Source organism: Agromyces agglutinans (genome assembly GCF_009647605.1).
In the GTDB taxonomy this organism is placed as follows: domain Bacteria; phylum Actinomycetota; class Actinomycetes; order Actinomycetales; family Microbacteriaceae; genus Agromyces; species Agromyces agglutinans.
The window spans coordinates 1-14,971 of the sequence record NZ_WJIF01000014.1 but is presented as its reverse complement, the minus strand read 5'-3'; the positions used below and the strand labels follow the sequence as shown (position 1 = coordinate 14,971).

14 protein-coding genes are annotated in these 14,971 nt (G+C 71.8%); 2 read left to right on the top strand and 12 right to left on the bottom strand.

The window, feature by feature from the left end; genetic code table 11:
- Positions 1-64: 64 nt before the first annotated feature.
- The 11 genes from murG to GE115_RS16765 all read right to left on the bottom strand — a co-directional run bounded on the left by murG (position 65) and on the right by GE115_RS16765 (position 12,606).
- Positions 65-1,165 (bottom strand): undecaprenyldiphospho-muramoylpentapeptide beta-N-acetylglucosaminyltransferase, encoded by a 1,101-nt coding sequence (gene murG / locus GE115_RS16815; RefSeq protein ID WP_153685925.1) that lies wholly within the window; start codon positions 1,163-1,165, stop codon positions 65-67.
- Positions 1,162-2,436, bottom strand: a complete 1,275-nt coding sequence (gene ftsW, locus GE115_RS16810; protein ID WP_153685924.1) for a putative lipid II flippase FtsW — start codon at positions 2,434-2,436, stop codon at positions 1,162-1,164. Before ftsW ends, murG begins: the two co-directional genes overlap by 4 nt.
- A complete protein-coding gene (gene murD, locus GE115_RS16805) occupies positions 2,393-3,946 on the bottom strand; it encodes a UDP-N-acetylmuramoyl-L-alanine--D-glutamate ligase (protein ID WP_153685923.1) in 1,554 nt (517 codons plus the stop codon). Before murD ends, ftsW begins: the two co-directional genes overlap by 44 nt.
- Positions 3,943-5,040, bottom strand: a complete 1,098-nt coding sequence (mraY, locus tag GE115_RS16800) for a phospho-N-acetylmuramoyl-pentapeptide-transferase (RefSeq protein WP_153685922.1) — start codon at positions 5,038-5,040, stop codon at positions 3,943-3,945. Before mraY ends, murD begins: the two co-directional genes overlap by 4 nt.
- Positions 5,037-6,449, bottom strand: coding sequence for a UDP-N-acetylmuramoyl-tripeptide--D-alanyl-D-alanine ligase (locus tag GE115_RS16795; RefSeq protein WP_153685921.1), 1,413 nt, complete (start codon positions 6,447-6,449; stop codon positions 5,037-5,039). Before GE115_RS16795 ends, mraY begins: the two co-directional genes overlap by 4 nt.
- A complete protein-coding gene (locus GE115_RS16790; protein ID WP_312855301.1) occupies positions 6,446-7,999 on the bottom strand; it encodes a Mur ligase family protein in 1,554 nt (517 codons plus the stop codon). The genes GE115_RS16795 and GE115_RS16790 overlap by 4 nt, the downstream gene beginning before the upstream one ends.
- Before the next feature lie 13 nt (positions 8,000-8,012).
- Entirely contained in the window at positions 8,013-9,821 is a 1,809-nt protein-coding gene (locus tag GE115_RS16785) for a peptidoglycan D,D-transpeptidase FtsI family protein (RefSeq protein ID WP_153685920.1), read from the bottom strand.
- A gap of 31 nt (positions 9,822-9,852) precedes the next feature.
- Positions 9,853-10,449 (bottom strand): cell division protein FtsL, encoded by a 597-nt coding sequence (gene ftsL, locus GE115_RS16780; protein ID WP_153685919.1) that lies wholly within the window; start codon positions 10,447-10,449, stop codon positions 9,853-9,855.
- The gene (gene rsmH, locus GE115_RS16775) at positions 10,446-11,399 is read right to left on the bottom strand and encodes a 16S rRNA (cytosine(1402)-N(4))-methyltransferase RsmH (protein ID WP_153685918.1); all 954 of its coding nucleotides are present in this window, start codon (positions 11,397-11,399) and stop codon (positions 10,446-10,448) included. Before rsmH ends, ftsL begins: the two co-directional genes overlap by 4 nt.
- Positions 11,400-11,497: 98 nt before the next feature.
- Positions 11,498-11,929: a division/cell wall cluster transcriptional repressor MraZ gene (gene mraZ / locus GE115_RS16770; protein ID WP_312855300.1), complete on the bottom strand. Its 432-nt coding sequence runs from the start codon at positions 11,927-11,929 to the stop codon at positions 11,498-11,500.
- Between the two features lie 302 nt (positions 11,930-12,231).
- A complete protein-coding gene (locus GE115_RS16765) occupies positions 12,232-12,606 on the bottom strand; it encodes an SCO2097 family morphological protein (protein WP_153685917.1) in 375 nt (124 codons plus the stop codon).
- Positions 12,607-12,681: 75 nt separating this feature from the next.
- Between GE115_RS16765 and GE115_RS16760 the strand changes: the two genes are divergently transcribed.
- Positions 12,682-13,779: a polyprenyl synthetase family protein gene (locus GE115_RS16760; protein ID WP_312855299.1), complete on the top strand. Its 1,098-nt coding sequence runs from the start codon at positions 12,682-12,684 to the stop codon at positions 13,777-13,779.
- 41 nt (positions 13,780-13,820) lie between these two features.
- On the opposite strand, the gene GE115_RS16755 is transcribed toward GE115_RS16760, so the two are convergent.
- On the bottom strand, positions 13,821-14,159 hold the full coding sequence (locus GE115_RS16755; RefSeq protein ID WP_312855298.1) for an Rv2175c family DNA-binding protein: 339 nt from the start codon (positions 14,157-14,159) through the stop codon (positions 13,821-13,823).
- A gap of 178 nt (positions 14,160-14,337) precedes the next feature.
- Here GE115_RS16755 and GE115_RS16750 point away from each other — a divergent pair.
- Positions 14,338-14,971: LysM peptidoglycan-binding domain-containing protein (locus GE115_RS16750; protein ID WP_153685916.1), on the top strand; the 634-nt coding region annotated here is incomplete at its 3' end.

The following is a 14,971-nucleotide window of genomic DNA, read 5'->3' as shown; positions in this document are numbered from 1 at the left end:
TGCGGGCGGTGGAGCGGTCGGGCCGCCCCGGGCGGAGGCCGGAGCGGCATCCGCGCAGTCAACGTTACGCGGGTTCGCGGCGGTCGCGGGCTCCCCCGCCGAGCGCCCGATCGATCAGCGCGATCATCCGATCGGTGCCGTCGCGGAAGCCCGCGGACGCCGCGGCGCGCGCCATCTCGTCGACGCGGGAGGGGTCGCCCAGCACGGGGAGCAGTTCGCGCTCGACCCACTCGGGCGTGAACGCGGCGTCGTCGACCAGGACTCCCCCGCCGGCGTCGACGACGGGCGCCGCGTTGAAGCGCTGCTCGCCGTTGCCGACGGGGTAGGGCACGTACACGGCCGGGATGCCGAGCGCCGCGAGCTCGCTCACGGTGCTCGCGCCCGCGCGCGAGATCGCGAAGTCCGTGAGCGCGAGCGCCAGGTCCATGCGGTCGACGTACTCGAGCATGCGGTAGTCGGGCAGTCCGGGATCGGCGACCTCGCTCTTCGCGCCCGTGATGTGGAGCACCTGCCGGCCGTCGGCCGCGAGCCGCGCAGCGGACGCGGCGACGGTCGCGTTGATGCGACGGGCGCCGAGCGACCCGCCCGTGGCCAGCACTACGGGCCGTTCCGGGTCGAGTCCGAAGAACGCGGCGGCCTCCGCGCGACGGCCCCGGCGGTCGAGCTGCTCGATCTCGCGTCGCAACGGCATGCCGACCACCTCGGCGCCGCGCAACGGCGTGCCGGCGAACGCGACGCCCGTCGCGGCGGCGAAGCGGGCGCCGAGCCGGTTCGCGAGGCCGGGTCGCGCGTTCGCCTCGTGCACGGCGACCGGGATGCCGGCGCGACGCGCGGCCAGGTAGGCGGGCGTCGAGACGTAGCCGCCGAAGCCGACGACGACCTCCACGCCCCGCTCGGCGATGATCGTCGCCACGTCGTCGATCGAACGGCGGAACCGCGAGGGGAACCGGACGGCGTTCGCGTTCGGCCGACGCGGGAACGGCACCTTGGCGATCGTGAGCAGTTCGTAGCCCCGTTCGGGCACGAGTCGCGACTCGAGCCCCTCGGCGGTGCCGAGCACGAGCACCACCGACTCGGCGTCGCGCTCGCGCAACCGGTCGGCGACGGCGAGCAGGGGGTTCACGTGGCCGGCGGTCCCACCGCCGGCGAGCAGGTAGGTCGTCATCGGGCGGCCTGCCCCGATCGCGGCCGCGCCGCCTTCGCGCGCGCCGCCCGGCGCGCGGCCACACGGGCCGCGTGGCGCGCGGCGGCCTCGGGGTCGCGCGCGACCGAGAGCACGACGCCGATGGCGAACAGGGTGGTCATGAGCGCCGTGCCGCCCGCGGAGACGAGCGGGAGGGGGACGCCGAGGACGGGGAAGACCTTCAGCACGACACCGATGTTGACACACGCCTGGCCGATGACCCACACCATGACCGACGCGGTCACGGCCTTCGCGAACGGCGTGCGTGCGCTGCGCAGCACGCGCGCGAAGGCGATGGCGAGGAGCACGAACAGCCCGAGCACGACCACGGCCCCGATGAGGCCGAGTTCCTCGCCGATGATGGCGAAGATGAAGTCGTTGTCGGCAGCGGGCAGCCACGACCACTTCGCGGCCGAGTTGCCGAGGCCGACGCCGAAGATGCCGCCGTTCGCGAGTGCGAACATGCCGTGCTGCACCTGCCAGCAGTCTTCGAGGTCGATCGACGTGCAGCTCTCCTGGAGGAACGAGGTGATGCGCCGCACGCGGCTGGCGCTCGAGGCCGCGACGATCGCGAACACCGCGGCGCCGAAGACGATCGGCACGAGCAGCAGCCGCAGCCGCACGCCGATGAGGAACAGCGCCCCGAGCAGCATCGCGGCCATGATCATGACCGTTCCGAGATCCTGGCCGAGCAGCACGAGCCCGATCGCGCCGCTGCCCACGAGCAGGATCGGCAGGATGCCGTGCACGAAATCGCCCAGGCGGTCCTGCTTCTTCGTCACCATGGTGCCCAGCCACAGGACGAGGGCGACCTTGATCGCCTCCGATGGCTGGAACTGGAATCCGCCGATCGAGATCCAGTTCGTGTTGCCGCCGATCGAGACGCCGAGGTCGGTGGCGACCACGAGCAGCTGGAGGAGGCACGAGAGTGCGAGCGCCGGCCAGGCGATACGCATCCAGACGCGCTCGGGCACGCGGCTCGCGAGCAGCATGATCGGTACGCCGAACAGCGCCCAGAGGCCCTGCCGGCCCGCCTGCGCCAGGAAGTCGTTCTCCTCGATCTTCGACTGGACGAGCGAGGACGAGAAGACCATGACGAGTCCGAGCACGACGAGGAAGATCGTCGTGCCGAGCAGGAGGAAGTAGTCGGCGGACTCGGCGCGGAACACCCGGCCGAGCCGGATCCTCGCGGCGGAGACGCCGCCCTGTTCAGCCGTCGTCGCGGGGCGCGCGGTCTTGGGCGGAGTCGCCATCCGCCTCACCTCCCAGCATCGCCTGGACCGCCTCGTGGAACCGTCGCCCGCGATCCGCATAGTCGGCGAACTGGTCCATGGACGCGGCCGCCGGTGCGAGGAGCACGGTGTCGCCCTCCTCGGCGACGGCCGCCGCGAGGGCCACGGCCTCGGGCATCACCAGTCCAGTGTCATCCGCGGTGACCTCGAAGACGGGCAGTTCGGGCGCGTGTCGGGCGAACGCGGCGGTCAGCGCCGAGCGATCGCGGCCGATCACGATGGCGGCGCGCAGGCGCGCGACGTGGGCGGCGACGAGCGCATCGGCGTCGACGCCCTTGAGCAGCCCGCCGACGATCCACACCACCGTGCCGAACGCCCGCAGGGATGCCTCGGCGGCGTGCGGATTCGTCGCCTTCGAGTCGTCGATCCAGCGGACGCCGCCCGCCAGGGCGACCGTCTGGATGCGGTGCGCGTCGAGCCGGAAGTCGAGCAGGGCGTCGTGCACGACCGGCACGGGCACGTCGTAGGAGCGGACGAGCGCGGACGCCGCGAGGATGTTCGCGACCACGTGCGGGGCGCTCAGCCCCAGCGGCTCGAGCTCGTCGAGCGTGGCGAGTTCGAACGCCGCCGTGCGGCGCTCGTCGAGGAACGCGCGGTCGCAGAGGATGCCCTCGACGACCCCGAAGTCGCTCGGCCCCGGGGTGTCGAGCCCGAAGCCGATCGCGCGCGCGCCCTCGGCGACGTCGGCCTCCTCGACCATGCGCCGGGTGGCCTCGTCGGCCCGGTTGTACACGCAGGCGACCCGAGTGTTCTCGTACACCTTCGCCTTGGCGGCCGCGTAGGCCTCGGCCGAGCCGTGCCAGTCGAGGTGGTCTTCGGAGAGGTTCAGGCACACGCTGGCCCACGGATGCAGCGCGCCCGGCCCGGTCGTCGGCACGTGGTGCAGCTGGTAGCTCGACAGCTCGACGACGAGCACGTCGAAGCCGCCTGGATCGCGGACCGCGTCGAGCACCGGTACGCCGATGTTGCCGCAGGGCGCCGCGCGCAGGCCGTTCGCGGCGAGCAGCGTCGCCGCGAGCTGCACGGTCGTCGTCTTGCCGTTCGTGCCGGTGACGAGGATCCAGTCGGCCGCGCGCACCTTGTCGCGGACCCGCCAGGCCAGTTCGATGTCGCCCCAGACCGGCACGCCGGCGCCGGCGGCCCACTCGAGCACCGGGTGGTCGGGGTGGAACCCCGGCGACGCGACGAGCACCTCGGCGCCGAACGCCATGAGCGCATCGGGCACCGCGTCGAGCGGATGGGTGAGCAGCTTCGCCCCGATCACCTCGAGGATTCGCGCACGGTCGTCGTCGCGTTCGGGGGCGAGCACGAGCACGTCGGCGCCGAGCTCGGTGAGCGTGTCGGCCACCGCGAAGCCCGTGACGCCGAGGCCGAGCACGGCGACCCTGAGGCCCTTCCAGTCGGCATGCCAGCTCGTGAGGGCGTCGAGCCGCGACGAGGAGCCGCCCGACGAGGCATCCGGCTGCGTCATCGTTGCAGCCACTCGAAGTAGAAGCTGCCGACGCCCGCCGCGGCGAGGAGTCCGGCGATGATCCAGAAGCGCACCACGATCGTGACCTCGGCCCAGCCCTTCAGCTCGAAGTGGTGGTGGATCGGGCTCATCAGGAAGATGCGCTTGCCCCGGGTCAGCTTGAAGTACGCCCGCTGCACGATGACCGATCCGGTCTCGATCACGAACAGGCCGCCGATCAGCAGGAGCAGCAGTTCGGTGCGGCTGAGGATCGCGAGCGCGGCCAGCGCGCCGCCGAGCGCGAGCGAACCCGTGTCGCCCATGTAGATGTGCGCGGGGTTCGTGTTCCACCAGAGGAATCCGACGAGGCCGCCGACGATCGCGGTCGCGACGATCGCGAGATCGAGGGGGTCGCGAACGTCGTAGCAGCGGTAGGTGTCGGCGGGATCCAGCCCGTCGCCGAAGCAGGACTGGTTGAACTGCCAGAAGCCGATGATGATGAACGACCCGATGGCGAGGATCGAGGCGCCTCCGGCGAGCCCGTCGAGACCGTCGGTGACGTTCACGGCGTTCGACGCGCCGACGGAGAGCAGGCAGATCCAGAGCGCGTAGACGATGATCCCGATGACCGAGCCGAACACCATGAAGTCCAACGGCAGGTCGCGAATGAACGAGATCTTCGTCGACGCGGGCGTCTCCTGCTGCGCGTTGGGGAACTGCAGCGCGAGCAGCGCGAACGCCGCGGCGACGACGAGTTGGCCGCCGACCTTCGCCCAGCCGCCGAGCCCCAGGCTCTGCTTCTTGCGCGTCTTCAGGAAGTCGTCGACGAAGCCGACGATGCCGAGGCCCACCATCATGAACAGCACGAGCAGGCCCGACGCCGTCGGGGGCTCGTTGCTCACGAGCAGTGTCGCGGTGAAGTACCCGAACAACGTGCCCAGGATGAAGATGATGCCGCCCATCGTGGGCGTGCCGCGCTTGACGTGGTGGCTCTGCGGGCCGTCGTCGCGGATGAACTGGCCCCATCCGAGCCTCGTGAAGAGGCGGATGAACAGCGGGGTCAGGAACAGCGTGAAGGCGAGCGACAACGCCCCGGCGGTCAGCAATGCCCTCATGCGAACCATTCTCCCAGTCGGTCGCCCAGCAGGCGCAGACCCGCCGCGTTCGACGATTTCACCAGCACGGTGTCGCCGGGGCGCACCATGGAAACGACGAGGTCGTACGCCTCGTCGGCGGTCTCGACGTAGGCGGACTCGCCGTCCCACGAACCCTCGTTGACGGTGGAGATGTGCAGGCGTCTCGCTCCCGGCCCGACGACGACGAGCTGCGAGATGCCGAGGCGCACGGCGAGCAGGCCGATGCGGTCGTGCTCCTCGCCCGAGAACTCGCCCAGCTCGCTCATCTCGCCGAGCACCGCGATGGTGCGCGTGCCGGGCTGCTGCACCTGCGCGAGGGTCTTCAGCGCCGCGGCCATCGAGTCGGGGCTCGCGTTGTAGGCGTCGTTGATGACGGTGATGCCGTCGCGTCCGCCCATGACCTGCATGCGCCAGCGTTCGGCGAGCGTGACCTCGCCGAGCGCCTCGGCGATCGCGGCGAGCGGCACGCCGAGTTCGAGCGCGGCGGCCGTGGCCGCCAGCGCGTTCATCACGTGGTGCTCGCCGAGCACCCCGAAGCGCACGCGAACGGATGCCTCGCCGGGTGCGTTCACGGTGAACTCGGTGCCGCGGGCGTGCACGACGAGGTCGGTCGCACGGACGTCGGCCTGTTCGCCGAGGCCGAACCAGACGACGCGAGCGGGCGTGACCCGGGCCATCGGCACGACGCGCGGGTCGTCGGCGTTGAGCACGGCGACGTCGGTCGGCAGCAGGTCGGTGACCATCTCGGACTTGGCGCGGACGGTCTGCTCGATGCCGCCGAACTCGCCGGCGTGGGCGAGGCCGACCTTCAGGACGATGCCGACGTCGGGGCGCGCCATCCGCACGAGCCGGGCAATCTCGCCGACGCCGGAGGCCCCCATCTCGGCGACGAGGAACTCGGTCTCGTCGGTGACCTCCAGCATGGTGACGGGGCCGCCGACCTCGTTGTTGAACGACTTGCGGCTCGCGACGGTGACGCCGGCGCGTTCGAGGATGCCGCGCAGCAGGTTCTTCGTCGTCGTCTTGCCGTTCGAGCCTGTGACGCCGACGACCTTGAGGCGCCCCTTGGCGCGCACGCGCGCGACGACCTCGGTCGCGAGCGCACCGAGCGCCTGCACCGAGTCGGCGACGACGACCTGCGGCACGGGCAGGTCGAGCGGGTGCTCGACGACCAGCAGCGCAGCGCCCCGCTCGACCGCCGAGGGCGCGAACCGGTGCCCGTCGTCGAATTCGCCGGGCTTCGCGACGAACACGCCGCCCGGTTCGACCTCACGGGAGTCGGTCGTGACGGGGCCCGAGACGACCGTGTCGCCCGTGGCATCCGTCGCGGCCAGGTGCAGCGCGCCGTCGACGGCGGCGGCGATCTCGGTCAGGGTGAGCGCGATCATGCGAGCCACCCCGCTTCGCGCAGCGCCTCGCGGGCGTCGTCTCTGGCCGAGTAGGGGATCTTCACTCCGTTGACCTCGTGGTAGTCCTCATGGCCGGGGCCGGCGTACAGGATGGCGTCGCCCTCGCGGGCCAGCGCGAGCGCCGCCCGGAACGCGGCGCGCGGATCGGGCACCTCGTGGATCTCGCGGTCGGGCACCGCCTGCCGCGCGCCGGCGATCAGGGCCGCGCGGATGGCGGCTGGATCCTCGGTTCGCGGGTGGAAGTCGGTGATGACGACGATGTCGGCGCCCCGCGCCGCGATGGCGCCCATGTCGGCGCGCTTCGTGGTGTCGCGGTCGCCGTCGGCGCCGAAGAGCATGATGATGCGGCCCTCGACGAAGCGGCGCATCGACGCGAGCGTCTGCAGGAAGGCGTCGGGCGTGTGGCCGTAGTCGATGTAGACGAGCGGGCCCCGCTCGCCCGACACGCGTTCGGCGCGGCCGGGGATGTACGCCCGGAGGCCGCCGTCGCGCTCGAGTACCCGCGCGATGCGGTCGGGGTCGATGCCCGACTCGACGAGCATGACGATCGCGAGCGCCGCGTTCGCCGCCATGTACCAGCCGAGCAGCGGCACGCTGGTCTCGATGCGACGGCCACCGGGGCCCTCGAGCACGAACTCGGTGTGCGTGGCCGTCTGCTCGCCGACGGCGACGTGCCAGTCGGCGGCGACGCCGGCGATCGTCGTGAGGGTCGTCACCGGGATGGGGCTCTCGTCAGCGAGCCGGCGCCCCCACTCGGAGTCGACCGTGACGACGGCACGGCGCGCGCGGCTCGGTGCGAACAGTTCGCGCTTGGCCTCGTAGTACTCCCCCATCGAGGCGTAGTCGTCGAGGTGGTCGTGCGTGAGGTTGGTGAACCCCGCGACGTCGAAGACGAGCCCGTCGACCCGGTGGCGGCTCACGGCCTGTGCGGAGACCTCGACGCCGACCGCGCTCACGCCGACCTCCCGCATGCGCGCGAGCAGGGCGTGCAGTTCGCTCGCCTCTGGTGTGGTGAGCGAGCTGGTGACCGCCTCGTCGCCGATGCGGCGCTCGGCGGTCGAGGTGAGCCCGGCGACGACGCCGAGCTGCTGGAGGATGCCGTACAGCAGGTAGACCACGCTCGTCTTGCCGTTCGTGCCCGTGACCGCGAAGAGCGTCGCGGGGTTCTCGGCCGTGCGATGGATCCACGCGGCGACGTCGCCGAGCGCGGCACGGACGTCGCCGGCGACGAGCACCGGCATGCCGGGGGCCGCCTCGGCGGCGCGGACGGCGCCGTCGGCGTCGGTGAGCACGGCCACCGCGCCGCGGTCGCGCGCGGTGCCCGCGAACTGCGCGCCGTGCACGTTCCGCCCGGGTACGCCGACGTACAGGTCGCCGGGCTCGACGGCCGCCGACGAGAGGCTCGCGCCGGTCACCTCGAGCGCGTCGAGGTCGCCGCGCACCTCGAAGCCGAACGCGTCCGCGAGGCCGCGAAGCGATCGGGCGCTCGGATGCTTCGGCCGGAGGGCCGTCGAAGGCGATCCGGTCACGAATCCAACTTTCTCACCAGGTGGCTGGCAGCTCGGGCGCCGGGGCGCCGGACGGAGCGGTCCGGTATTTCTTCAGCACCTGGCTCATCACGTCTCGGAAGACGGGCGCGGATGCGGCGGACGAGTTCATCTTAACGGCATTGAAGATGCTCACCGAAACGACGAACTGGGGGTCGTCTGCGGGCGCGAAACCGGAGACCGAGACCAGGTATTCCTTGCGATATCCGCCCTGCCCGTCGGCGAACTGCGCCGTGCCGGTCTTGGCCGCGACGCGGTAGCCGGGGATCTCCCAGTCGTCGTGCAGCCACCCGTCGGTGTAGACCATCTCGAGCATCTGCGACACCTGGTCGGCGGCCTGCTCGGAAACCACGCGGCGCCCCTCGGCCGCCGGCTGCTCGGTGAGCTCGCCGTCCTCGCCGACGCACCCGGCGACGAGCGAGACGGGCATGCGGACCCCGCCGTTGGCGATCGCCTGGTAGAAGCTCGCGACCTGGATCGCGGTCGTGGTCAGGCCCTGGCCGAACATCGTCGCGTACCGGGTCTGCGTGTCGGCCGCCCAGCCCTCGGGTCCGCCGTGCAGGTCGCCGGCGGCCTCGGCCGGGAACCCGACCTCGGTCTCGGTGCCGAGGCCGAAGTCGAGCATGTCCTGGTACCGCTGCTCGTCGGGCACCCGCTCGCCGAAGAGCGACATGCCGGTGTTCGAGGACTCGATCATGACGCCCGTCATCGTCAGCGGCAGGTCGCCGTGCGAGTACGAGTCGTTGATGTCGGCGCCGCCCGGCTTGATGCGATAGGGCGCGGTGATCCGGCTGGTCGCGTCGCCCTGGCCGGCGTCGACGACGGATGCCGCGGTGAGGGCCTTGAACGTCGAGCCGGGCTCGAACGGCGCGGTGAAGGCCCGCGAGCCACGGTTCTCCGCGTCGACGCCATCGGGCTCGTTCGGGTCGACGGTCGGCACGTCGGCCACGGCGAGCAGTTCTCCGGTCTTCGCGTTCATCACCGTCGCGGTGCCCCACTCGCCCTGCACCTCCTGGACGCGAGCGGCGAGGATCCGCTGCACCGCGTACTGGAGGTCGGAATCGATCGTCAGCTGCAGGGTGCCGCCGTCGCGGGCCTGCTTCAGCACCCGCTCGCTGCCGGGAATGGTCACCCAGTCCTGGAGGCTCCGCAACTGCGAGGTCTCGCCGTCTTCTCCCGCGAGGCACTCGTCCTCGGAGAGCTCGAGGCCCGCCTGCGGCGCGCCATCGGGGTCGGTGAAGCCGATCAGGTTGCCGGCGACGGCACCGTTCGGGTACCGACGGCTCGGGTGCTCCCGCGGGTAGGCCCACGCGATGTCGAGATCGACCACCTTCTCGTAGGTGGCCGTGTCGACCTGCTTGGCGAGGTACGCGAAATCGGAATCGGCGTTCTCCGCGAGCGCGCCGTCGATCACGCCGAGCACCTGCTCGGCGGTCATGCCGAGCACGGCCGCGATCTCGGCGGCGGCCTGCTCGACCGGCACCTTCACCGTCTGCGTCTTCGAGGGGTCGTCGGGGTCGGCCTCGCGGTCGAACGGTGCCGATCGCGCCTGCTTCGGCGAGATCGTGATGTCGTACCGCATCACCGTGTCGGCGAGCACCGCGCCGTTCGCATCGACGATGTCGCCGCGCGATCCGAACACGGTGACCGAGCGCGAGCGCACGTCGTCGGCGGCCGCGTTGTACTCGGCTGCCCTCACCACCTGGATGTCGACGAGCCTCGTCACGAAGACGCCGACCACCGCCACGAGCACGGCCCCCGCCGCGATGACGCGCCGGATCGGGTGCCTGCTCGTTCGTCGCATTCCTCGTTCGTCCTCACTCGGGGTCGGCTCGTCAGTGGGTCGCCGGCGTCGGCAGGCCCTCTGCGGGCGGCACCGGCGCCACCGGCGACGCGTCGGGCGCGGTGGCCCCTGCCTCCGGCTGCTGCGTCGCAGCGCCAGTCTGCCCCGCCGCCGCGCCCGCCACCGCCCGGTCGTCCGGCACGTCGTCGATGAGCGCGTTCGGCACGAGCGTCGACGAACCCGCGACCGCGCCGTCGGCGGCCGTGGGCTGGCCGAACACCGCGCCGTTGGAGAGCTGCAGGAAGACCGGTGCCGAGTTGGGCACCATGCCGAGCGCCTCCGCCTTCTGCGCGATGGACTGCGGCGACTCGAGGGCGTCGATCTGCTCACGCAGCTTCTGCTCCTCGCGCGCGAGCTCGATCTGCTTGAGCTCGTACGCGTCGATCTCGTACGCGCCCTCGGTCATCGCCACGGAGAACAGCAGCTGCGCCACCACGATCAGGCCGATGCTCCCGAGCGCGATGACCGCGTAGACGAGCCGCGGGCGGGTGCGGGCGCCGGTCTCGGGGACCGGACGAAGCCGCCGATGGGGCCGCTCGTCGCCGCGCCGGCGGGGTGCGGGCAGGGACTGGGCCGGCAGTGCGCTCATGACGGCCTCCTCACTCGTTCCGCGGCGCGCAGTCGCACCGGTTTGGCTCGCGGGTTCTTCGCCTGCTCGGCCTCGCTCGCGAGCTCGGCCCCTCGCACGAGGAGCCGGAACTGGGGGCGGTGCTCTGGGAGCTCCATCGGCAGTCCGGCCGGCGCGGTCGAGCTCGACGCCGACTGCAGCTGGCGCTTGACGATGCGGTCCTCGAGCGACTGGTACGACAGCACGACCATCCGCCCCTCGACGGCGAGCACGTCGAGGGCGGCGGGCACGGCCCGCTCGAGCACCGACAGCTCCTCGTTCACCTCGATGCGCAGCGCCTGGAACACGCGCTTGGCCGGGTGGCCGGCCCGCTGCAGCGCCGCCGGCGTCGCCCGGTCGATGATCGCGACGAGTTCGGCCGAGCGGGTGATCGGATGCTCCGCCCGGGCCCGCACGATCGCGCGGGCGTACCGGGCGGCGAGCTTCTCCTCGCCGTAGTCGAGGAAGATGCGCCGCAGCTCGTCCTCGCTCGACTCGGCGATGACGTCGGCCGCGGTCCGCCCGCGGGTCGCGTCCATGCGCATGTCGAGCGGGGCGTCCTTCGAATACGCGAACCCGCGCTCGGCCCGGTCGAGCTGGAGCGACGAGACGCCGAGGTCGAAGAGCACGCCCTGCACCTCCGTGAGGCCCTGCGACCGCACGGCGCGGGCGATGCCGTCGTACACGGTGTGCACGAAGCGGGCCCGGTCGCCGAAGCGACTCAGCCGCTCCCTGGCGATGGCGAGGGCGTCGGTGTCGCGGTCGAGGCCGATGACGGTGAGCTGCGGGAACCGCTCGAGCAGCGCCGCCGTGTGGCCGCCCATGCCGAGCGTCGCATCGACCAGCACCGCGCCGTCGGCGGAGATGGCCGGGGCGAGGAGCTCGACGGTGCGGTCGAGCATGACGGGAGTGTGAATTCGTTCGATGTCCATAGTGCGTTCGGGAACTCGTCCCGGATTCCGATCCCCATCCGTTCGTCCTGTCGCGGGGAAGTGCGTCAGGCGCGCACGGCTGGGAGTCGCAACCCGGGCTAGAAGAGCCCGGGAATCACCTCCTCCGCCGTATCCGCGAAGGCCGCCTCCTGCTCGGCGAGGTATGTCTGCCATGCCTCGGCATCCCAGATCTCCACCCGGCTCCCCGCGCCGATGACCGCGAGGTCTCGGTCGAGCCCCGCGTACGCGCGGAGCGGAGCCGGGATGGTGACCCGATGCTGCTTGTCGGGGGTCTCCGCGGATGCCCCCGACAGGAAGACGCGCATGTAGTCGCGCGCTTGCTTACTCGTCACCGGGGCTTGGCGGATCTTCTCGTTCATGCTCTCGAACTCCCTCGCGCTGAACACGTAGATGCAGCGTTCCTGCCCACGTGTGAGGACGAGGCCGTTCGACAGCTCCTCCCTGAACTTCGCCGGAAGAATGATGCGGCCCTTCTCATCGAGTCTGGGCTCGTACGTTCCAAGGAACACTGCATCACCCCCTTTTCCTCCGGCCGGGATCCAGGTATCACCACTTTACTCCACTTTCATCCACGACACCAACGATTCTGGTCCGTTTCCTCGTGCGGAACCTCAGTATGAGCCCTGAGTTCCCCGAGAAACCGGGGTTGACAGGAAGTGGAGCGAGGTGGAGGGCCGGTGCTCGAAACGGGGCAGGGCGGCGCGTCGCGGCGGAATTCCAGCCGTTGGGGGCGGTTCGTCACGTCGTGGGCGCACGAAAAACGGGCCGATCGCAATCGATCGGCCCGTCGGGTGGTGGGAAGTGGAGGGGGCTAGCCGTCGCCGTCCTGGCGGCGGTCCCAGCGCTCGTTCAACCGGTCCATGAAACCGGCGCGCGTGGTCTTGGGCGACGCATTGCGAAGCGGCGACTCGGCCGGTGCGACCGCCCCGCGCTTGGAGGGCGTGATGGCCAGCAGCACGCCGACGAACATCACGGCGAAGCCGAGGATGCCCACGACCAGCAACTGCAGCGCCACACCGGCGATGAGCCCGCCGATGCCCGCGACGGCCAGCAGCACGCCGAGCACGATCGACCGGTAGTTCGGGCGGCCGCGGCCGCTCACCGCAGCGACGAAATCGGCGTCGTTGCGATAGAGGTTGCGCTCCATCTCGTCGAGAAGACGTTGCTCCTGCTCTGAAAGCGGCATCTCTTTCCCCTCAGGTCCGGGATCGACGCGTGGTCTAGTCATTCTAGCGCTGTGCGGCGTCGGTAGGCTAGGCGCGTGGCTCACGGTTCCCGGCTGGTCGACCTCGTACAACATCGCATCGAGGACTTCCTCACCGACCGCACTGCAATTCTCCGCTCCATCAGCCCCGACCTGGCCCCCCTCGACGCATTCTCGAAGCGATTTCTCAGCGGGGGCAAGCGCTTCCGGGCCCGGTTCTGCTACTGGGGCTGGGAGGCCGTCTCGGGCCGCGGCGGTTCCGCCGACGCCGACCTCTTCCCCGTCGTCTCGGCCGCGGCCGCGCTCGAGCTCTTCCACGCCGCGGCGCTCGTGCACGACGACATCATCGACAACTCCGACACGCGCCGGTCGGCGCCGAGCGCCCATCGGCTCTTCGAGCGCCTGCACGCCGACTCAGACTGGTCGGGGGACGCCCCCGAGTACGGGCGAGCGGCGGCCATCCTGCTCGGCGACCTGCTGCTGGGCTGGAGCGACGAGCTGCTCGACGAGGGGCTCGAGGCCCTCCCGGATCGACGCGCCGCGCGAGCGGCCCGCATCGAGTTCATGCGCATGCGCACCGAGGTGACGGCCGGCCAGTACCTCGACATCCTCGAGGAACGCGCCTGGCGCACCCGGCCCGACTCCGAGCACCGCGAGCGCGCCGAGCGGGTCATCACGTACAAGGCCGCCAAGTACTCGGTCGAGGCGCCCCTGGCGATCGGCGCCGCCATCGCGGGCGCGTCGCCCACCCAGCTGCACGCGCTGCGCGCCTTCGGCCTGCCGCTCGGCATCGCCTACCAGCTGCGCGACGACGTGCTCGGAGTGTTCGGCGATCCCGAGGTCACCGGCAAGCCGGCCGGCGACGACCTCCGCGAGGGCAAGCGCACCATGCTCATCGCCATCGCCCGCGAGCGGCTGCCGGCGGGCCAGCGGAGCATCCTCGACGAGGTGCTCGGCGACCCCGACCTGGGTCGCGACCAGGTGCGGATGCTGCAGCAGACGATCGAGCGCTGCGGCGCCGTCGACGAGGTGGAGGCGCTGATCGCCGCGCACCTCGAGAAGGCCACGGCAGCCCTCGCGGATGCCCCGATCAGCGCGGGCGCCCGTGCGGAGCTCGAGGACCTCGCGAACGCGGTCGCCCGCCGGGCGAGCTGACGGTCATCGGGCGGCGGTCGCGCGGGCCGCCTCACCGGCGATCAGGCGAGCGCCTGCGCGACCCGGCGCACCTCGGACTTGCGGCCGGCCCGAAGGGCGGCGATCGGCGTGGTGCCGAGGCTGTCGTCCTCGGAGATCAGCCAGGCGACGGCCTCCTCGTCGCTGAATCCGGCGTCGGCGAGCACCATCGCCGTGCCGTGGAGTTCGGGAAGCGGCAGGTCGTCGCGCAGGAAGTCGGCGGGCACCTTCAGGACCCCGTCGATCCGGGTCGCGAGCAGGTGCCGCTCGTCGATCAGCTTTCGGATGCGGCTCGGGGTCTGCCCCGTGCGCTCGACGAGGTCGGGAACGGTCAGCCAGGCGGGCTCTGCGGCATCGGTCACCCCTCAAGACTGCCACGGCGCACGCCGCGACCGGTACCCGCGAGCGCGCGACCGCGCGGGCGTCGGCTGCGCCGGCCTCACGACGGCGCATCGGATGACTCGCGGTCGCGGTCGTTGACTCGGTCCCGGGCCTCTGGGACGGTAGCCACGATCCGGGGGGATCGTCAGGGGGAACGGCATGCACGAGGACCACGTCGAGGAAGCGGGCCCGCCGAATCGGGCGAGGACCGGACGCATCCTGCGTCGAGTCCTCGCCGTGCCGGTCGCGCTCGTCGGCACGATCGCGCTCGCGCTCGGCTCGGCGCAGCCCGCCGAAGCAGGCGGCTCGCAGCCGCCCAAGCGGCAGCCCAAGCCCAAGGCGACGCCGCGTCCGGCGGTCGCCGTCGCGACCTCATCCCCCGCTGCGACGCCCGCCCCGGCGGAGTACGTGGTCGCCGAGGGTGACACCGTCAGCGGCATCGCCGAGCGGTTCGGCCTGCCGACCGCCGAAGTGCTGGCCCTCAACGGGCTCGGCTGGTCGACGCTCATCTTCCCCGGCCAGCGGCTCGTCCTCGGCGGCGCGGCGCCCGCACCCGCCGTCGCGCCCGCGGCACCGCCCGCATCCGCCCAGCCCGAGATCACCCGGCACGTCGTCGTCGCGGGCGACACGCTGATCGGCATCGCCGGCAGGTACGGCATCGGCCTCGACGACCTGCTGAGCGCCAACGGCCTCAGCAGGTCGAGTCTCATCTTCCCGGGCCAGTCCGTGGTGCTCCCCGGCGCGCCGCCGGCGCCCGCACCCGCGCCGCCGCCGCCGCCGGCGCCCGCGCCCG

What these genes read in the sequence shown, in the direction of transcription:
- murG (WP_153685925.1), bottom strand. Translation starts at nt 1,165, where the DNA reads ATGACGACCTACCTGCTCGCCGGCGGTGGGACCGCCGGCCACGTGAAC.
- ftsW (WP_153685924.1), bottom strand. Translation starts at nt 2,436, where the DNA reads ATGGCGACTCCGCCCAAGACCGCGCGCCCCGCGACGACGGCTGAACAG.
- murD (WP_153685923.1), bottom strand. Translation starts at nt 3,946, where the DNA reads ATGACGCAGCCGGATGCCTCGTCGGGCGGCTCCTCGTCGCGGCTCGAC.
- mraY (WP_153685922.1), bottom strand. Translation starts at nt 5,040, where the DNA reads ATGAGGGCATTGCTGACCGCCGGGGCGTTGTCGCTCGCCTTCACGCTG.
- GE115_RS16795 (WP_153685921.1), bottom strand. Translation starts at nt 6,449, where the DNA reads ATGATCGCGCTCACCCTGACCGAGATCGCCGCCGCCGTCGACGGCGCG.
- GE115_RS16785 (WP_153685920.1), bottom strand. Translation starts at nt 9,821, where the DNA reads ATGCGACGAACGAGCAGGCACCCGATCCGGCGCGTCATCGCGGCGGGG.
- ftsL (WP_153685919.1), bottom strand. Translation starts at nt 10,449, where the DNA reads ATGAGCGCACTGCCGGCCCAGTCCCTGCCCGCACCCCGCCGGCGCGGC.
- rsmH (WP_153685918.1), bottom strand. Translation starts at nt 11,399, where the DNA reads ATGGACATCGAACGAATTCACACTCCCGTCATGCTCGACCGCACCGTC.
- GE115_RS16765 (WP_153685917.1), bottom strand. Translation starts at nt 12,606, where the DNA reads ATGCCGCTTTCAGAGCAGGAGCAACGTCTTCTCGACGAGATGGAGCGC.